The following is a 14,093-nucleotide window of genomic DNA, read 5'->3' as shown; positions in this document are numbered from 1 at the left end:
CATACGTCTTTAGAGCTTGGGTTTCATACAGCGGAATCGCGAGCGCGACATGTCAACTTGGCCCGCCAATTTCAGCACCGCTCAAAACTGAAACCCGCGCAGTTGCATTCTTGATACCAACCGTTACTTGAGTGCGTTGGCGAATTCAAAGGAGCAGGTATAGTACGGTCCATGACCGGCAAGATTCTTTTGACTCTCGGCATGGCAGCGATGCTGTGTGCCTGCTCGTCATCCCCCTCGGGGAACAGCGCGCCGGCGGAGAAGCCCGCACCGAAGCCTACGGAAGCCGAAACTGGGCGCGTGGCTCTACAGCGTCTTTACACCACTTCGCGCGGCTGGGCTCCTGACACGCAGCCCATCAGCATTCAGTCGCAGAATTACAAAAACGCCGGTGGCAATCCCAATGCGCCACTAGGCCATGATGGCAAATCAGCCGTATGGCGCGGACTGTTCGGTTCACGCTCGCGCCAGGCAATGAAGACATACATGTGGTCGGGATTGACCGGACCAGACGCGCCCAGCCCGGGCATCAATCCGGGCAGCGAAGACAGCTTCAGCCCTAACAATACTTCCACGGCTCCATTCGATCTTGTGTACCTGAAGATCGATTCCGACAAAGCACTTGAAACTGCGCAGAAACACGGCGGAGCAGCCCTGTTGAAAAAAGATCCGGATACTCCAGTGAACTTCAGCCTGAATTGGGAACCGCGCCGCCAGATGCTGGTCTGGCACGTGAACTATGGCAAGAACTCCAATGAGCCGGATCTGGGCGTGGTGGTAAATGCGACGACGGATGACTTCGTGCGCGTGGAGAAGTAATTTCGCGATTTCGTGATTCGCGATTTTCAATCACGAATCGCGAAATCACCAACCCGTTCATCTCTTCTCCGCTGATTCTTTCTTCTCCAGCCGTGCTAATGCTTTCTTCGCCTCCGAACCGAACTTGTCGTTAGAGGGAATCTTCAAGTACTCCTGATAGTTCTTGATTGCCTCGGGATACTGTCCCAGCCCATCCAGTGCCTCCGCCAATCGATACGTCGCGATGGCATCTCCTGGCTTATACTCCAGGGCTTCGCGGAAGCGATCCTCGGCCGCCCGATAGTTCTTGCGCTTCAGATAAAACTCGCCAACTTCGATATCCTTCTGAGCCTTGTGTGGATTCCATGCGTGCATCTCGGTTACATCCGGGATCTCGCTATTCGGATGCGTGGCTGCGTCGTTCGCGGGCGGAGATAGGTCAATCTGCGTCTGCTTGCTCGAACTCTCATTAGGGGACAGCGGCGGAGCTTCGGTGGACTGATCGGAGTCGGATCGCGGCAGCGGATCAGAGGCGTGCGTCGATTGCCTGTTCTGTGTCGAAGCGGCGGGCTGCTGGGCCGCGAGAGATGGGACCAAAACACCGAATGTGCCAACTAACGCCAGGCGAAAAACGTACTTCATACCGAGATTGTAGACGAGCAAGCCGACCCGGTACGCGTTCGGGGCGCCACGCGTGGATCTGGTTGCCTCGCGAATAACGACGAAAACCTGCATCAGAGCTGCATCTTGTTTGTGACACCTGAGCATCGTATCTACCGAATAGTGCTGGCCTTAAGCCGCGGCCCGAGGCGGCGTGACCAGCTTGGGCGAGGTGCCCTGGTGAAACTCTTCGACGGCCTCCATAAGTCCGTGCGAGCTCTGGCACGCGAAGTAAAGAGCGCGCATCAACCGCGTATTGAAGCTCCGAAACCCTGTCGCATCGGACTCGCCCTCGGCGGGGGATTCGCCCGCGGACTCGCGCATGTCGGCATCCTCAAAGCATTAGAAGAGAATGGAATTCTTCCTGACTTCATAGCCGGAACCAGCGTCGGCGCCGTAATCGGCGCGGCCTACTGCAGCGGAGTATCAGCAAAAGAACTCGAAGAGATCGCCGCCATCGTTCGCTTCAAAGACTTCGCCCGTTACACCATTTCCCGCTTCGGTCTTTGTACCAACGACCGTATGACAGGCTTCCTGCACCGCATCCTGAAAGTTAAGACTTTTGAGGAACTGCGCATTCCGCTCGCCGTCACGGCAACTGACTTCCTGACCGGCGAACCTGTCGTCTTCACCCAGGGAGACCTGATCGATCCCGTACGCGCAAGCTGCGCCTATCCCGGCGTGTTTCTTCCTGTAAGTGTGCGCGGCCGACTGATGGTCGATGGCCTGCTCGGTCATGCTGTGCCGGCCAAGCCGCTGAAGGATATGGGCGCCGATCGCGTGGCGGCAATCTTCTTCAGTGCTCATTGGGTACAGAAGAGTCCGCGTCACGTGCTGGAAGTCATCGGCCAGTGCTTCTCAATCGCTCAGGCCAACATGAATTGTCTATGGCAAGCCCACGCCGACCTGCTCATAGAGCCCGACGTAAGCGCCTATGCGTTCGATGACTTCCAGAAAGCGCTGGGAATCGTGAAAGTCGGTTACGAAGCTGGTTTGAAAATGCTGCCTACATTCCGCGCATGGGCTGCGGAGCGCGATGCATACGAGCAATACGCTGAGGCTCACGCTCTGGTGAAGAGCGGGGCCGCCCCGTCGACCATCGTTGCCCACCAGCCAGTTTCGGCTGCGTGAAAAAGGCTCGTAAACGGACATCGCTTCAGCGATGGAAGCCGGATCCAACCTTTGTTTATCGTGATGGAATCGGTCTCGACTAACGCGAAGCCGCGGCTACCGACATTCGACTGAGCCTGCGGCAGGCTTCTTCCAGATCAGCGTCAGTCTTGGCGAAACAGAAACGCAGCAGGTTCTTACCGCCTCCGCTAAAGAACGCCTCACCCGGAACGGCGGCCACGCCGGTGCTGGCGAGTAGATGCATGGCCTTTTCTTTACTGTTGCTGCCAGGCAACGCTGAGACATCCGCCAGCACGTAGTAGGACCCCTGCGGCCACGATGGGGAAAGTCCCACTTGCTCAAGGGTGGTGCAGAGCAAATCACGCTTGGCGCGATATTCATCCGCCAAGCTGGAGTAGAAGTCTGAGGTTAGCTCTTCGAGACCTGCCGCGACTCCGTGCTGAAAGGGCGAAGGCGCGCAAATGTAGGCGAGGTCGTGGAAGTAGCCGATTGAATGCGCCCAGCGCGCGTCGCATACGGCGTATCCGATGCGCCATCCCGTGATGCTGTAGGTCTTGGAGAATCCCGAAATGGTAATCGTGCGCTCAGCCATTCCAGGCAGAGAAGCCGGACTCAGGTGCTCGTTGTCGTCGTAGAGGAAATATTCGTAGATCTCGTCTGTGATGACAAACAGGTCGTGACGAATCGCCAGGTTGGCGATGAACTCAAGCTCATCACGTGTAAATACCTTGCCTGAGGGATTGCCGGGGCTATTGAGAATGATGGCGCGTGTCTTCGTCGTAATCGCCTGCTCGCATTGTTCGCGGCTGAAGATCCAGCGAGGCGGATGCATCGTCACATAGACCGGCACGCAATCGAAAGCGCGCAGCGTGTTTACGTGGTAGCCGTAGTAGGGCTCGAAGACTATGACCTCATCGCCTGCATTTAGCAGCGCCAGGCACGCGGAGTAGAAGGCGCCTGTAGAACCAGCGGTAACAACGATTTCCCGTTCTGGGTCAGCTTCAATTCCGTTGTAATCGCGCATTTTCCGGGCGATTGCGCGCCGAAGCTCGGCCACTCCGTCTAGGCGCGTGTACGAATTCTGGCGTGAGCGGATGGCATCGATTGCCGCCCGCTGTACCGGTTCGGGAACTTCCGTGTCGCAGATTCCCTGTGCGAGATTGATGCCGCGAGCTCTCTCGCACTCGACGGACATGATGCGAATTTCCGATTGCGCAATTCCCGCCGCTTTTCGGCTCAATTCCAACATCTTGACCTCAAAACATCGACTATCAAGCTGGAAGGATTAGACCTGAGCAACGCTACTGCGATTTTACGCAGAGACGTCCGCGAATGTTCCCTAATTAAGACGCGCGTGGGAGATCACAGTTAGCTATAAATGGGAAGCGCAGATGTGAGTTGCCGCCAATGCAAGCACTTCCTTACTTAGTGGATCATCGAGGCGGAAGCTAGCTACCGCCTCGATGAGTACTGCCACTGAAGCTGGTTTCTACTTTCGCGGGCGGCTCTCGGTAGGCACGATTCCATTCATACGGAGGTACTCAATGATCTGCCCATAATGATTGTTGCTATGGCCGACCATCTGCACCGCGAGATTCAGACGCGTCACTTTCCTGTTCCCGCCGAACGGACTCGGCATTTCTTCGGTTGCATTCTGCGCGGTGATCGTGTCAATCGCACTGTGTGCCTTCGCGAATGCTCCCTTGAGATAGTCAATTACTTCCTGCTTGGTTTTAATGTTTTTCGGTCCGTTCTCGCCGGAGCTCGACGGTGGCTTCTGGCCCATGATTCCCGCACTGTATGCATCTAAGGCTTCGCCAATGTGCTTGAACTGCTCGCTCATGGTGCGGACCGGTTCAGGAGTCTTGAAATCTCCAGGTATATTCGCCGTGCCGGGCGAAAAATCAAACTTATCTTCCGGCACTGCCTCAGCCGCACCCATGATTTCGCGTTCGATGCCTCTGAGCTGACCGTTGACGATGGAAGCAATCGTCGGAGCTGCCGTTGAAGCCTGCGTCGAGCTGGAAGTCGATCCGCTGGACTGAGCGACGCTCAGCGCGCATGACATACAAACGATCGTCGCAACAACTGCGATGTTTTTGAGTCTCACGGTTGCATCTCCTGGGATGAAATTAGAACCCGAAAGAATACCACCCTGGGACTAGCGGGCGAGCTCTGATGCCGCGAATGGCCATTCCCGACGGCCTCGTGCGCGCAGCAAATAGGCCGCGGTGCCGACTACAACCAGAACCGTAGCGAAGAGCACTTCGCGCTCGAAGTTCTTGCGGGAAATCAAAATGTAGAGAAAGCCGACAAGGGCCAAAAGCGCCGGAATGGGATAAAGCCACATACGAAATGGACGCTCGTGCCCCGGCTGCGTACGGCGAAAGATCATTACTCCAATCGCCTGCAGCACGAACTGCATCATGATACGGATGACCACCAGCGCAGCTACGAGGTCGGCCAGTCGAAACATCGACAACACGCACGTGAGCGCGCCCATACAGAGGAGAGCGGTCGAAGGAAATCGTCCGCGCAGGTTGAGTTTCCCGAAAGCGGAAAAGAAATTGCCATCCATCGCGGCCGCATAGGGAATTCGCGAGACACCCAGCAAAACCGAAAACACGGAAGCAAAGGCAGTCCAGATGATCAGCACAGCGGCGATCTGTCCGGCGCGGGTTCCATAGACCTGCTGCATCATCGTCGAGATGACATAAAAACGTGATTCTGTAACCGCTGATTGATCGAGTTCCCGCCAGGGAACGACGCCGAGAATGCTGATGTTCATTACTACGTAAATCGCAGCGACGATCACAATAGCGAACAGAATTGCGCGCGGAATTGTCCTGCCCGGATCGCGCACCTCTGCACCGAGATAGCAGATGTTGTAGTAGCCCCAGTAGTCGTACGTAGCAATCAACATTGCCGAGCCGAGTCCCAAAAAGAAACCGTGATTCACAGTGAAAGCGCCCGCCGGAAAGTCGAAAGCACGCGCAGAGTTGAAGTGAGCAATGCCGGTCCAGATCACCCAGGCGATGGTGCCCAGCACTCCAACCAGCAGCCAGTTGGAAATCTTTCCCGCAATGTCCACGCGGCGAAACGCCAAAACAATCGCCACCACGCAAGCGGCGATCGCGATCAAGGTACCGTGAGTAAGCGAGACCTCGGCGCTGAGTGAGGCCAGCCGCCCAGAGCCAAATTGAAATTTGTGCGAAGTAATGACGTTTTGCAGAGATGGGAAGATGTACGCCCCATACTGGGCAATGCCGACGCAGCCTGACGCCGCCGAAAGCGGCGCGCTCATCATGAGCTGCCAAACATATAAAAAGGACAGCAATCTACCCAGCCGGCGCGGCCCATAGACTTCTTTCAGATACTCATAAGATCCCCCGGCGCGCGGCAGCGCTGCTCCGAGCTCCGCCCACACCATGCCGTCGCACATTGCCAGTAGCGCGCCGAGAATCCAGCCAAGCATCGCCTGAGGACCGCCGCTCGCGTGAATAATGAGAGGAATGGTGATGAACGGCCCAACGCCGATCATCTCGATCACATTGAGCGAAATACCCTCGCGCAGCCCGATCCCGCGCAGTAGCCCTTGTTCAGATTTGACGGCCATCTTCATGCGAAAAACAAAAACGGATTAACATGAAGGTCACAAAGGAAACGAAGGATTGCTCATTTGAGTTCAACGATTCCGTGTAGAAATACGCGGGCACCAGAGACAAACAACCTTTGTGATCTTCGTGTCCTTCGTGTTCAACCCCGGCTTCCAGCGCTTAGGAGATTTACGAAGAGCCGGATCGCACCGGGCACTCCCGCGGGAAGCTGACGGAAGAAGGCGTAGCCGCTGTAAATGTATGTTCCTTTCCCGTATTGGGCGACCAGCAGGCCGCCTTTTTGCGGCTGCTCGCCTGGATCATTGGACGCGAGCAGCGGATGGAAGTGATCGTCCCAGTTACTCATGAAGTAAAGCCCGCGCTCCTGCACCCAGCCGTCGAAGTCATGAGTCGTGATTTTATTGGGATAGTTCAAAATGGGACTCTGCGGATCGAGAATTTCTACCGGCGCTTCCTCCACGCTCACGCGCGCATTGCTGGCGGTTATGGGATACGGCGTGTAGTGTCCGGCGTTGAACGCGCCAGTACCTGAGTTGTACTGAAGAATCAGCGTCCCTCCCTGCTGAACAAAATCGAGCAGCCTGGGATTATTTACGCGCACGTCCGTGCTGACATCGTAAGCACGAATGCCCATAACAATGGTGTGGAAGCGGGACAGATCGAGATTCGGCAGGTTCGCCGGCGAGATCACCTGCACGTCCATGCCGAGCTGCTTGAGCGCAGCAGGAATCTCATCGCCGGCTCCCATCACGTATCCCACGCGCAACCCAGGCGGCAGGTTCACACGCACGGCGCTCACGTCGAGGGTGGCTGGACGATAGTAGTAAAAACGGTCGAGATCGCTGCGCGTGACCACATCAAAACCTTGGTTGAGCTCCTTGCCTTTATAGTCGGCGAATCCGTTGAAATCGTAGTGTTGCTCGCGATCGAGTTTCGGCTGCACTGAGAACTGCAATTCAGCGACATCACCTTCGTGCTCCAGATGCACCGCGCGGCTGGAAGGCGAAACAGTCCAGCCCTGCGGAGGTTGAAATCGCAGCGTTGCGTCAGCGGCGCTGGTGAGCTGGCTGCGTACGCGCACGCCCACAGAAAACGGCTTTCCCGAGTCGATACGGACCAGTTCTGATGGATTATCGAATTCAACGGAAAGCGCCGGCGCGACAGGAAGCTCGTGCTGCCCTTGACCGGTAAGCGGATCGATGAACTTTGCCATCACGACCGCATGAGCAACCCCTTCGCCCTGCGCGATCTTGTAATCCGCGTGCGCCTGAAAAGGCCACGGTGGCAAAGGCAAGGTCTCATACGCAGGCACGCTGATCGTGTCGACGCTCTCTTTGTACGGATTTTTGCGTCCCCAGTAGGGCTTCGTGTATTGCGCGTTCTCGGGCACAGTCACGCGGAACTGCACAGAAGCCATATCGCCGGAGTGCAGGGGCTTGAGATCGCTCTTCACGATTTCCGACTTGAAACCCTGAGGCATGTCGAGCGCAATCTGCTCCGGATCTACCTCTTGTGTTCCGCGATCGTAAAAGCGTGCGGTAAGCGTAAATGTCTGTCCGGGCACCGCGGTTTGAAAAGTCTGTTCAAGACGAAAGAATCCGCCCTGCCCGCTTTCGGGAGGATCGACGGATACGTCGAGCAGCACGCCCATTGCCAGATCCGCCGCTCGTTCGAATTGCGCTTCCTTGGTGCGGAGGTTTGTCAGCAGCTCCAGCTTTTCGGGTGCCAAAAGCGAGGATCCATCGACTTGCTTGATCAAATCACGCGTGACCTTCAGACCTTCGATCAGTGGCGCTCCGGCCTCGTAGGGATCGGTGGGCTTGGCTGCCTGTGCTGCTTGGTTCACATCTTTCGTCATTTGCTCGAGAGCAGGCCGTAAAAACTGAGCTTTGCTCTCGTCAGAACCCAGCCTTGAAGCCAGCCCGGGGAGCGAAGTGTCGATGCCGTCGAAGAAATCCGATTCTTCGCTCTTCAATTCCTGTTTTGGGAGAGTGGAATCGACGCGCGCGTAGTACGTGTAGCGGTGTCCGGGAGACACGCGGAAACCGCCTGTGCCTTGCGACGTCTGGTGCGCCAGGCCCTCCACCGCGAATTGCGTATAGGACATGCCGAGCAACGGCGAGTAGGTCCCAATGTCGAACTTCACGTTCGAGTCTTCAGTGGAGCCGAAGTGTCCGATGTAGAGCTTTTTCGGTTGCCAGGGAAGAAGACCTGCTTTGATCTGCTCGGGAAATCGATTGGGATCGCCTGCGGCCTTGAACGCCTCCTGCGTCACAATCGATGACGCCTGGTGATGAGCGTGTCCGTCACGGGGCGTTCCGCTGAAACGCGCCACAAGTACGTCAGGACGGAAGGTGCGAATCACGCGAACCATGTCGCCCAGCGCGATGTCGTGCCCGCCCCACTTCTCAAACGTCTCTTCCGGAGTTTTAGAAAAACCGAAATCTGCAACGCGCGTGAACCGCTGCTCGACCCCGTAGTACTCATCCGCAGCCAGGAGTTCCAGCGTCCGTAGCACTCCTAACTCGTCAGAGAATGCGTCACCAGACTTGTTCTGACCGCCCTGGCCGCGGGTAAGCGTGCAGAGTAAGGCGGTCGCGCCTTTGCCGCGCGATTCGAGCGTTAGCATGCCTCCATCTTCATCGTCGGGATGTGCGGTGGTGTGCATCAAACGCGCGGTGGTGCGCAGGCGCTGCAATTCCTGTTGCAGAGCGACAAAGCCCTGATCCTGCGCGAGAGTCGGTTTTTCTGCTCCCAGGCGCGAAGAAGCAGCAACAACGCTGATGAGAATGAGACTGAGAAACAATTTGCGGAAGACGACTGGTTTGGGGATCATCGGTTCCTGAACAACAGTAGATTCTCCTCCGCAGCAGCGGGCTGCGGTTTTTATTACGTCGCAAAGCTGGGAGAATTCTACTGTGTGGGGCTGGAATTTCGGATAGCGACTTAATTGTCGGCGAAGCTCTCATCAAACGTTTTACGACCTGCCATCTTATCGATCTGCATGTCATAGACCTGCCATCCTGAAGCGCTTCTTTTGTGCGAAGGATGACAGTCTCTAGACAGTCCGCCATCGTTCGCTACGCGTGCAGTAAATATGCAGCCGTAAGCATGCCTTAGCAATGCAGATATCCTCATCCCTCGCCTAAAACGTCCGATGTTGCACTTTCGATAGCCTTGGTCTCATACAACTCGACAGCCCTAACCTCGCTCAGATGCTATTTTGTAAACAGCATTAAATGAGCACTCCCCGACAGTCCTGGTGGACTGCGCGCGTTCGCGCAGGACGCGCGCGAATCCGTGCTTATCGGCGGCCGATCTATGTCGTCTGGCTGTCGTTAATGGCCGCCGTTTTCTTTGCTCTTACCTTCAGCGTAAATCGTTTATATGTTCAGCGGCGCCAGCAGCTGAGCTCGTCATCCTTCGACAAAGGTCGGGCATCACTCAACGCCGACCGTCCTGCCGAAGCGATCGGCGAATTGCGAACCGCATTGGTGTATTCGCACGACAACTCTCAATACCTGTTCACGCTTGCAGAGGCACTGGAAGCATCAAATCGACTGGCCGAGGCGAAATCATATTTTCTGAACTTGCTTGAGGATCAGCCAGGAAGCGGCCCGGTGAATCTGCAACTGGCTCGCTTGGCCGAAAAAGAAAATGAGCCGGACAACGCGATCCGGTACTTCAATGGCGCCATCTATGGCGCATGGGAAGACGATCCGGTTACGAAGCGGCAACAGGTCCGCCAGGAGTTCATCAATTTCCTGATCTCGAAAGACCTGAAGACGCAAGCGCGCGGCGAACTCTTAACCTACACGGCGGAGATGCCGAAGAACGGCAACGCTCAGCTTTGGGTAGCGCAGGCTTTCAGCCGCATTGGCGATGATCGCAGCGCGCTCGATTTCTATCGCATTGCGGTTCGCGCGAATCGACGCGATATAACTGCGTTGCTGGGAGCAGGACGCGCGGCGTTTCACATGGGCAGATTTCGCAATGCTCTCGAATATTTCAAAGGTGCTGACGAAATCCATGACGATCCCGCGACTGAGCAGCTCATTCAACTGGTCACGCTGGTCATCGACTCAAATCCCTTCGAGAGCCGTATTGATACCAAGGAGCGCCGCCAACGGCTGCTGCTCGCCATGGATGTTGCGGACCATCGATTACGGCAATGCGCAGAAGCTCAAAATATCGATCTGACTACAATCGGGATGAATCCGCTCCAGGTAGCACGTGCTCGTTGGGTTTATCTTGACGGCCAGATTCGACGCGCACGCACCGGAGCCGACCTGGTGCAACTCCTGGCTCCTGTTGCCAGTCTGGTCACCACCGTCGAGCAGCAGGACCCCTGCGGACTTCCAAGCGCCGAGGACCAGGCGATGCTGCGTATCTATCAAAACGCGGAGGACCTGCAGCAATGAACGTCCCCGCAGCTGCGGTTACAGCACCGGACTCGGGAGAGCTGTTCCCAAAACGAGAACGAGTGCAGGGCGAACGCTTCTTCCTGCTACTGGCGATTTTTATCGGCATATTCTCCGGATTGGCGGTGGTCTGTTTCCGTATTGCAATTGAATACGTGCGAATTACTCTGCTTGGACCGTCGCTTTCTCCGCCGTATCCGCGCATTCTACTTGCGCCAGCATTGACCGGACTGCTGGTCGCCGTGCTCGTGATCTTCCTGTTCCCGAAGGTCCGCGGCAGTGGAGTCAATCAGACCAAATCGGCACTGTATATCTTCGATGGATATATTCCATTTCGCACCGCGATTGGAAAATTCATCTGCTCCGGAATTGCCATTGGATCAGGACAGTCTCTCGGTCCCGAAGACCCATCGCTCCAGATTGGCGCTTCGATAGCTTCGGCTCTGGGCAGAAGGCTTCGGCTTACGCGCGAGCGTTTGCGGCTGATTGCCCCGATCGGAGCCGCAGCGGGACTTTCCGCGGCTTTCAACTCGCCGATCTCCGCGATTTTGTTTGTGATCGAGGAGGTCATCGGCCGATGGAGCGCCGGGATTTTCGGCGCGGTAGTGCTCTCGGCAATTTCGAGCGTCGTAGTTACGCGATACTTTCTCGGGTCCCAGCCGCTTTTCCGCATTCCTGCCGTCCAATTCACTGCTCCGTCAGAACTTCTCGCGTACGCGGCCTTGGGCATAGTGGGTGCCTTCGCATCAATTGTCTTCAGTAAGGCGATTGAGATTCTGCGTCCGCGCATGAAGGCGCTCCCGCGCTGGACGCAATTCCTGCAGCCCGCGATCGCCGGGCTCATCATCGGAGCCATCGGCTGGGCCGGACGTCCCGAAGTGATGGGTGCAGGTTACGAGTTCATCGACCGCGCCATGCACAACCAGTTCACATGGCAAGTGCTCGGGATCCTCGCCGGCTTGAAGATTCTTACGACTGTTCTCTCGTTCACCAGCGGCACACCCGGCGGAATGTTTGCGCCGACGCTTTTCATCGGAGCCATGCTCGGCGGCGCTGTCGGCGGAGTTGAGCGCCTGCTCTTTCCGCATCTGGTTACCGGATCCATCGGAACGTACGCGCTCGTCGGCATGGGCGTGCTCTTCGCCGGATTCCTGCGTGTGCCCATGACCTCAGTGTTCATGGTGCTTGAAGTAAGCGGGAACTATTCAATCATCGTGCCGGTGATTCTCGCCAACACTATCGCCTACCTGATTTCTCGCAGCCTGCAGCCGGTGGGAATCTTTGATCTGCTCAGCCGCCAGGACGGTCTCGATTTGCCTTCGATGGAAGAGGAACGGGAAGAGCGTGTGCTGCGCATCGAAGATGCCATGCATCCTGTAAATGTTCCCATTCTGGAATTACAGAACATCATAGAAGACGCTTTGGCAGCCGCACAGAAAAGCGGCGCCAAACAGGTCCTCGTCCATGATCCTCCGTTTGGCTGGTCGAGCATCGACGCGTCGGCTCTGCAGGATCTTGTCCGCAAAGGGGAAGGCACCCGAACTTTGGCGCACAGTCTTCCGGAAACGCGAATGCCGCCCGTTTATCCCGACAACCGTCTGGAAGTTGCGCTTCGCCACGCGCATCACTGGCCCTTTCTCGCCGTCATGCATCGAGCCGATCCCACGCACCTGGTGGGTTTGGTTTCCATGCATGACATCCTCGATACTCTCGGCCACTAATCCCAGTGTGCTTACCCAATCTGGATAAGCACGTCCAAAGCATCATGAAAAGCGCTTCCTGCGTAGCTTTTGCCGTCGCGCTGAGCTTATGTGCTCTTGCTCAGCAAACTCCTGACCAGCACCACGAAGGAGTAGTCCAGCGGGGCGATCAGGTGATGGGCTTCTCGCATGAGAAGACGATTCATCATTTCCGGCTGACTCCGGATGGCGGCACAATCGAGGCGCTCGCAACCAATCCGTCGGATGCGACCAGCCGCGAAGAGATACGTACCCACCTGGAGCACATCGCACAGATGTTCCATAACGGGAACTTCAATGCACCTATGTTGATTCACGCCCAGACGCCACCCGGCGTGCCCACGATGAAAAAGCTGCGCAAAGACATTCGGTACGACGTGCAGGACACGCCGCATGGCGCTCGCGTAAAGGTTTCAAGCCGAAATCCGCAGGCGGTTGCAGCCATTCACGATTTTCTTACATTTCAGATCCAGGATCATCAGACAGGCGATCCACTGACTGTCACTCCGGCGAATTGAAGAGCCGGCGGATCTGTCCAGCTCAGTTGGACGACGCGCGAGTGGACGCCCCGACGTATCGCTTGTAATTCTCGACCGAAGCGAAGGTGCGCGTATCCATACGGTCGATGTAGATGATGCCGTTCAGGTGATCGATCTCGTGCTGCAGGATACGCGCATACCAGCCAGAGGCGCGGATGGCGCGCGACTTCGCCTGCTCGTCCAGACATTCGACGACGACCTCACGCGAGCGCGCCACCTTGCCCATGAATCCGGCGAGACTAAGGCAGCCCTCAAAGAACTCGAGTTTGTGCTCGCCGTACGAGACGATTCGCGGATTGATAATGACGTGGAAGGGCACCGGCGTTCGTTCCCGCGCAGTGACCTCGTCCGGCGGCAGATCGCGAGAGTATTCTGCGAGGTCTTCGATAATCGCGAGCTGAATGCCTTCTCCAATTTGCGGAGCAGCGAGACCTACGCCGGGCGCATCGCGCAGAGTCTCGTGCATAAGCGCAATCAGTTCTCGAGTCCGATCAGAGAGAATTTCCTCGCGCGATAGCTCACGCGCTCTCTCGCGCAGCACGGGTTCGCCGACCTGCAGCAATTCAAGTGGCATTCAGCGTTATTTCGCCAGGACGAAGGCGACAATGGTGTTCTCGGAGTTAGAGGGCATCTCGTCGAGAATGGATTGTTCGAGGTTTTCAGGATCCGGCGTCATTTCGCAGTTTGCGATCTGCTGATGAGTAGCTCCGCGGAAGCATAGCTCGCAAATTCCCAATCCGCCGCCCTCGTTGCGCACTGGAGGCCCAAAGACGCGACAAGTCATCGGACGATACTCGTACAAATCGCACGTGCCTGTATCTGGATCGAGCGCGGGACACGGTTCGTCGTTGGCGAAATGAGAGAACGCCTCTTGCGCATCCTCATCCTCACTCAGGATTCCCGTTTGAGGATCACCGGGAAATTCGGAGGCTGTGCGCGCCACATACGCGCGAGCACGATGGCTTACGCGTTCTGCTCGTGCGCGATCTCTTTGCTGCAGCAGCTCAAACCCATCTCGCAGCCGTGCTGTATCCAGAACGCTGATCGCGAAAGCTCCCACACAACACTGCGTGCAGCCGGGACGGCAGGCGAGCCATTTCCCAGCTTTTTGCGCAGCATCGGCAAGCGCCGCATCGATGATCTGCACCAATTCGCGATCGCCTGCCGGACGAGACCAACTCATGCGCT

At 56.7% G+C, this 14,093-nt stretch carries 12 protein-coding genes; 5 read left to right on the top strand and 7 right to left on the bottom strand.

The window, feature by feature from the left end:
* Positions 1 to 171 precede the first annotated feature (171 nt).
* A complete protein-coding gene (locus tag VFU50_10350) occupies positions 172 to 819 on the top strand; it encodes a hypothetical protein (protein HEU5233252.1) in 648 nt (215 codons plus the stop codon).
* 57 nt (positions 820 to 876) lie between these two features.
* Here the strand turns inward: VFU50_10350 and VFU50_10345 are convergent, their stop codons facing one another.
* On the bottom strand, positions 877 to 1,533 hold the full coding sequence (locus tag VFU50_10345; protein HEU5233251.1) for a tetratricopeptide repeat protein: 657 nt from the start codon (positions 1,531 to 1,533) through the stop codon (positions 877 to 879).
* A gap of 105 nt (positions 1,534 to 1,638) precedes the next feature.
* On the opposite strand from VFU50_10345, the gene VFU50_10340 reads away from it, so the two are divergent.
* A complete protein-coding gene (locus VFU50_10340) occupies positions 1,639 to 2,589 on the top strand; it encodes a patatin-like phospholipase family protein (protein ID HEU5233250.1) in 951 nt (316 codons plus the stop codon).
* 79 nt (positions 2,590 to 2,668) lie between these two features.
* On the opposite strand, the gene VFU50_10335 is transcribed toward VFU50_10340, so the two are convergent.
* The 4 genes from VFU50_10335 to VFU50_10320 form a co-directional block, all read right to left on the bottom strand.
* Positions 2,669 to 3,838, bottom strand: coding sequence for a pyridoxal phosphate-dependent aminotransferase (locus VFU50_10335; protein ID HEU5233249.1), 1,170 nt, complete (start codon positions 3,836 to 3,838; stop codon positions 2,669 to 2,671).
* A 240-nt stretch (positions 3,839 to 4,078) separates the two neighbouring features.
* A complete protein-coding gene (locus VFU50_10330; GenBank protein ID HEU5233248.1) occupies positions 4,079 to 4,699 on the bottom strand; it encodes a DinB family protein in 621 nt (206 codons plus the stop codon).
* A 51-nt stretch (positions 4,700 to 4,750) separates the two neighbouring features.
* Complete coding sequence (locus VFU50_10325) at positions 4,751 to 6,205, bottom strand: APC family permease (protein HEU5233247.1); 1,455 nt, start codon at positions 6,203 to 6,205, stop codon at positions 4,751 to 4,753.
* A gap of 140 nt (positions 6,206 to 6,345) precedes the next feature.
* Complete coding sequence (locus tag VFU50_10320; protein HEU5233246.1) at positions 6,346 to 9,042, bottom strand: PIG-L family deacetylase; 2,697 nt, start codon at positions 9,040 to 9,042, stop codon at positions 6,346 to 6,348.
* Between the two features lie 403 nt (positions 9,043 to 9,445).
* On the opposite strand from VFU50_10320, the gene VFU50_10315 reads away from it, so the two are divergent.
* Genes VFU50_10315 through VFU50_10305 form a run of 3 tightly spaced genes read left to right on the top strand, consistent with a single transcriptional unit; the run spans position 9,446 to position 12,884 of the window.
* Complete coding sequence (locus tag VFU50_10315) at positions 9,446 to 10,627, top strand: tetratricopeptide repeat protein (GenBank protein HEU5233245.1); 1,182 nt, start codon at positions 9,446 to 9,448, stop codon at positions 10,625 to 10,627.
* Entirely contained in the window at positions 10,624 to 12,348 is a 1,725-nt protein-coding gene (locus VFU50_10310) for a chloride channel protein (GenBank protein ID HEU5233244.1), read from the top strand. The genes VFU50_10315 and VFU50_10310 overlap by 4 nt, the downstream gene beginning before the upstream one ends.
* Before the next feature lie 44 nt (positions 12,349 to 12,392).
* Positions 12,393 to 12,884: a hypothetical protein gene (locus tag VFU50_10305; protein HEU5233243.1), complete on the top strand. Its 492-nt coding sequence runs from the start codon at positions 12,393 to 12,395 to the stop codon at positions 12,882 to 12,884.
* A 22-nt stretch (positions 12,885 to 12,906) separates the two neighbouring features.
* Here VFU50_10305 and def read toward each other — a convergent pair whose 3' ends face one another.
* Together def and VFU50_10295 are read right to left on the bottom strand one after the other, a co-directional pair.
* Complete coding sequence (def, locus tag VFU50_10300; GenBank protein HEU5233242.1) at positions 12,907 to 13,479, bottom strand: peptide deformylase; 573 nt, start codon at positions 13,477 to 13,479, stop codon at positions 12,907 to 12,909.
* A gap of 6 nt (positions 13,480 to 13,485) precedes the next feature.
* Complete coding sequence (locus VFU50_10295; protein ID HEU5233241.1) at positions 13,486 to 14,088, bottom strand: YkgJ family cysteine cluster protein; 603 nt, start codon at positions 14,086 to 14,088, stop codon at positions 13,486 to 13,488.
* Positions 14,089 to 14,093 lie beyond the last annotated feature (5 nt).

The sequence above is a fragment of the Terriglobales bacterium genome (genome assembly GCA_035764005.1).
Lineage (GTDB): Bacteria > Acidobacteriota > Terriglobia > Terriglobales > Acidobacteriaceae > Gp1-AA112.
Note: the sequence above shows the minus strand (reverse complement) of the source record. Positions and strands in the feature narration are given on the sequence as shown.

What these genes read in the sequence shown, in the direction of transcription:
- VFU50_10310 (HEU5233244.1), top strand. Translation starts at nt 10,624, where the DNA reads ATGAACGTCCCCGCAGCTGCGGTTACAGCACCGGACTCGGGAGAGCTG.
- VFU50_10335 (HEU5233249.1), bottom strand. Translation starts at nt 3,838, where the DNA reads ATGTTGGAATTGAGCCGAAAAGCGGCGGGAATTGCGCAATCGGAAATT.
- VFU50_10350 (HEU5233252.1), top strand. Translation starts at nt 172, where the DNA reads ATGACCGGCAAGATTCTTTTGACTCTCGGCATGGCAGCGATGCTGTGT.
- VFU50_10320 (HEU5233246.1), bottom strand. Translation starts at nt 9,042, where the DNA reads ATGATCCCCAAACCAGTCGTCTTCCGCAAATTGTTTCTCAGTCTCATT.
- def (HEU5233242.1), bottom strand. Translation starts at nt 13,479, where the DNA reads ATGCCACTTGAATTGCTGCAGGTCGGCGAACCCGTGCTGCGCGAGAGA.
- VFU50_10295 (HEU5233241.1), bottom strand. Translation starts at nt 14,088, where the DNA reads ATGAGTTGGTCTCGTCCGGCAGGCGATCGCGAATTGGTGCAGATCATC.
- VFU50_10325 (HEU5233247.1), bottom strand. Translation starts at nt 6,205, where the DNA reads ATGGCCGTCAAATCTGAACAAGGGCTACTGCGCGGGATCGGGCTGCGC.
- VFU50_10305 (HEU5233243.1), top strand. Translation starts at nt 12,393, where the DNA reads ATGAAAAGCGCTTCCTGCGTAGCTTTTGCCGTCGCGCTGAGCTTATGT.
- VFU50_10345 (HEU5233251.1), bottom strand. Translation starts at nt 1,533, where the DNA reads ATGCAGGTTTTCGTCGTTATTCGCGAGGCAACCAGATCCACGCGTGGC.
- VFU50_10315 (HEU5233245.1), top strand. Translation starts at nt 9,446, where the DNA reads ATGAGCACTCCCCGACAGTCCTGGTGGACTGCGCGCGTTCGCGCAGGA.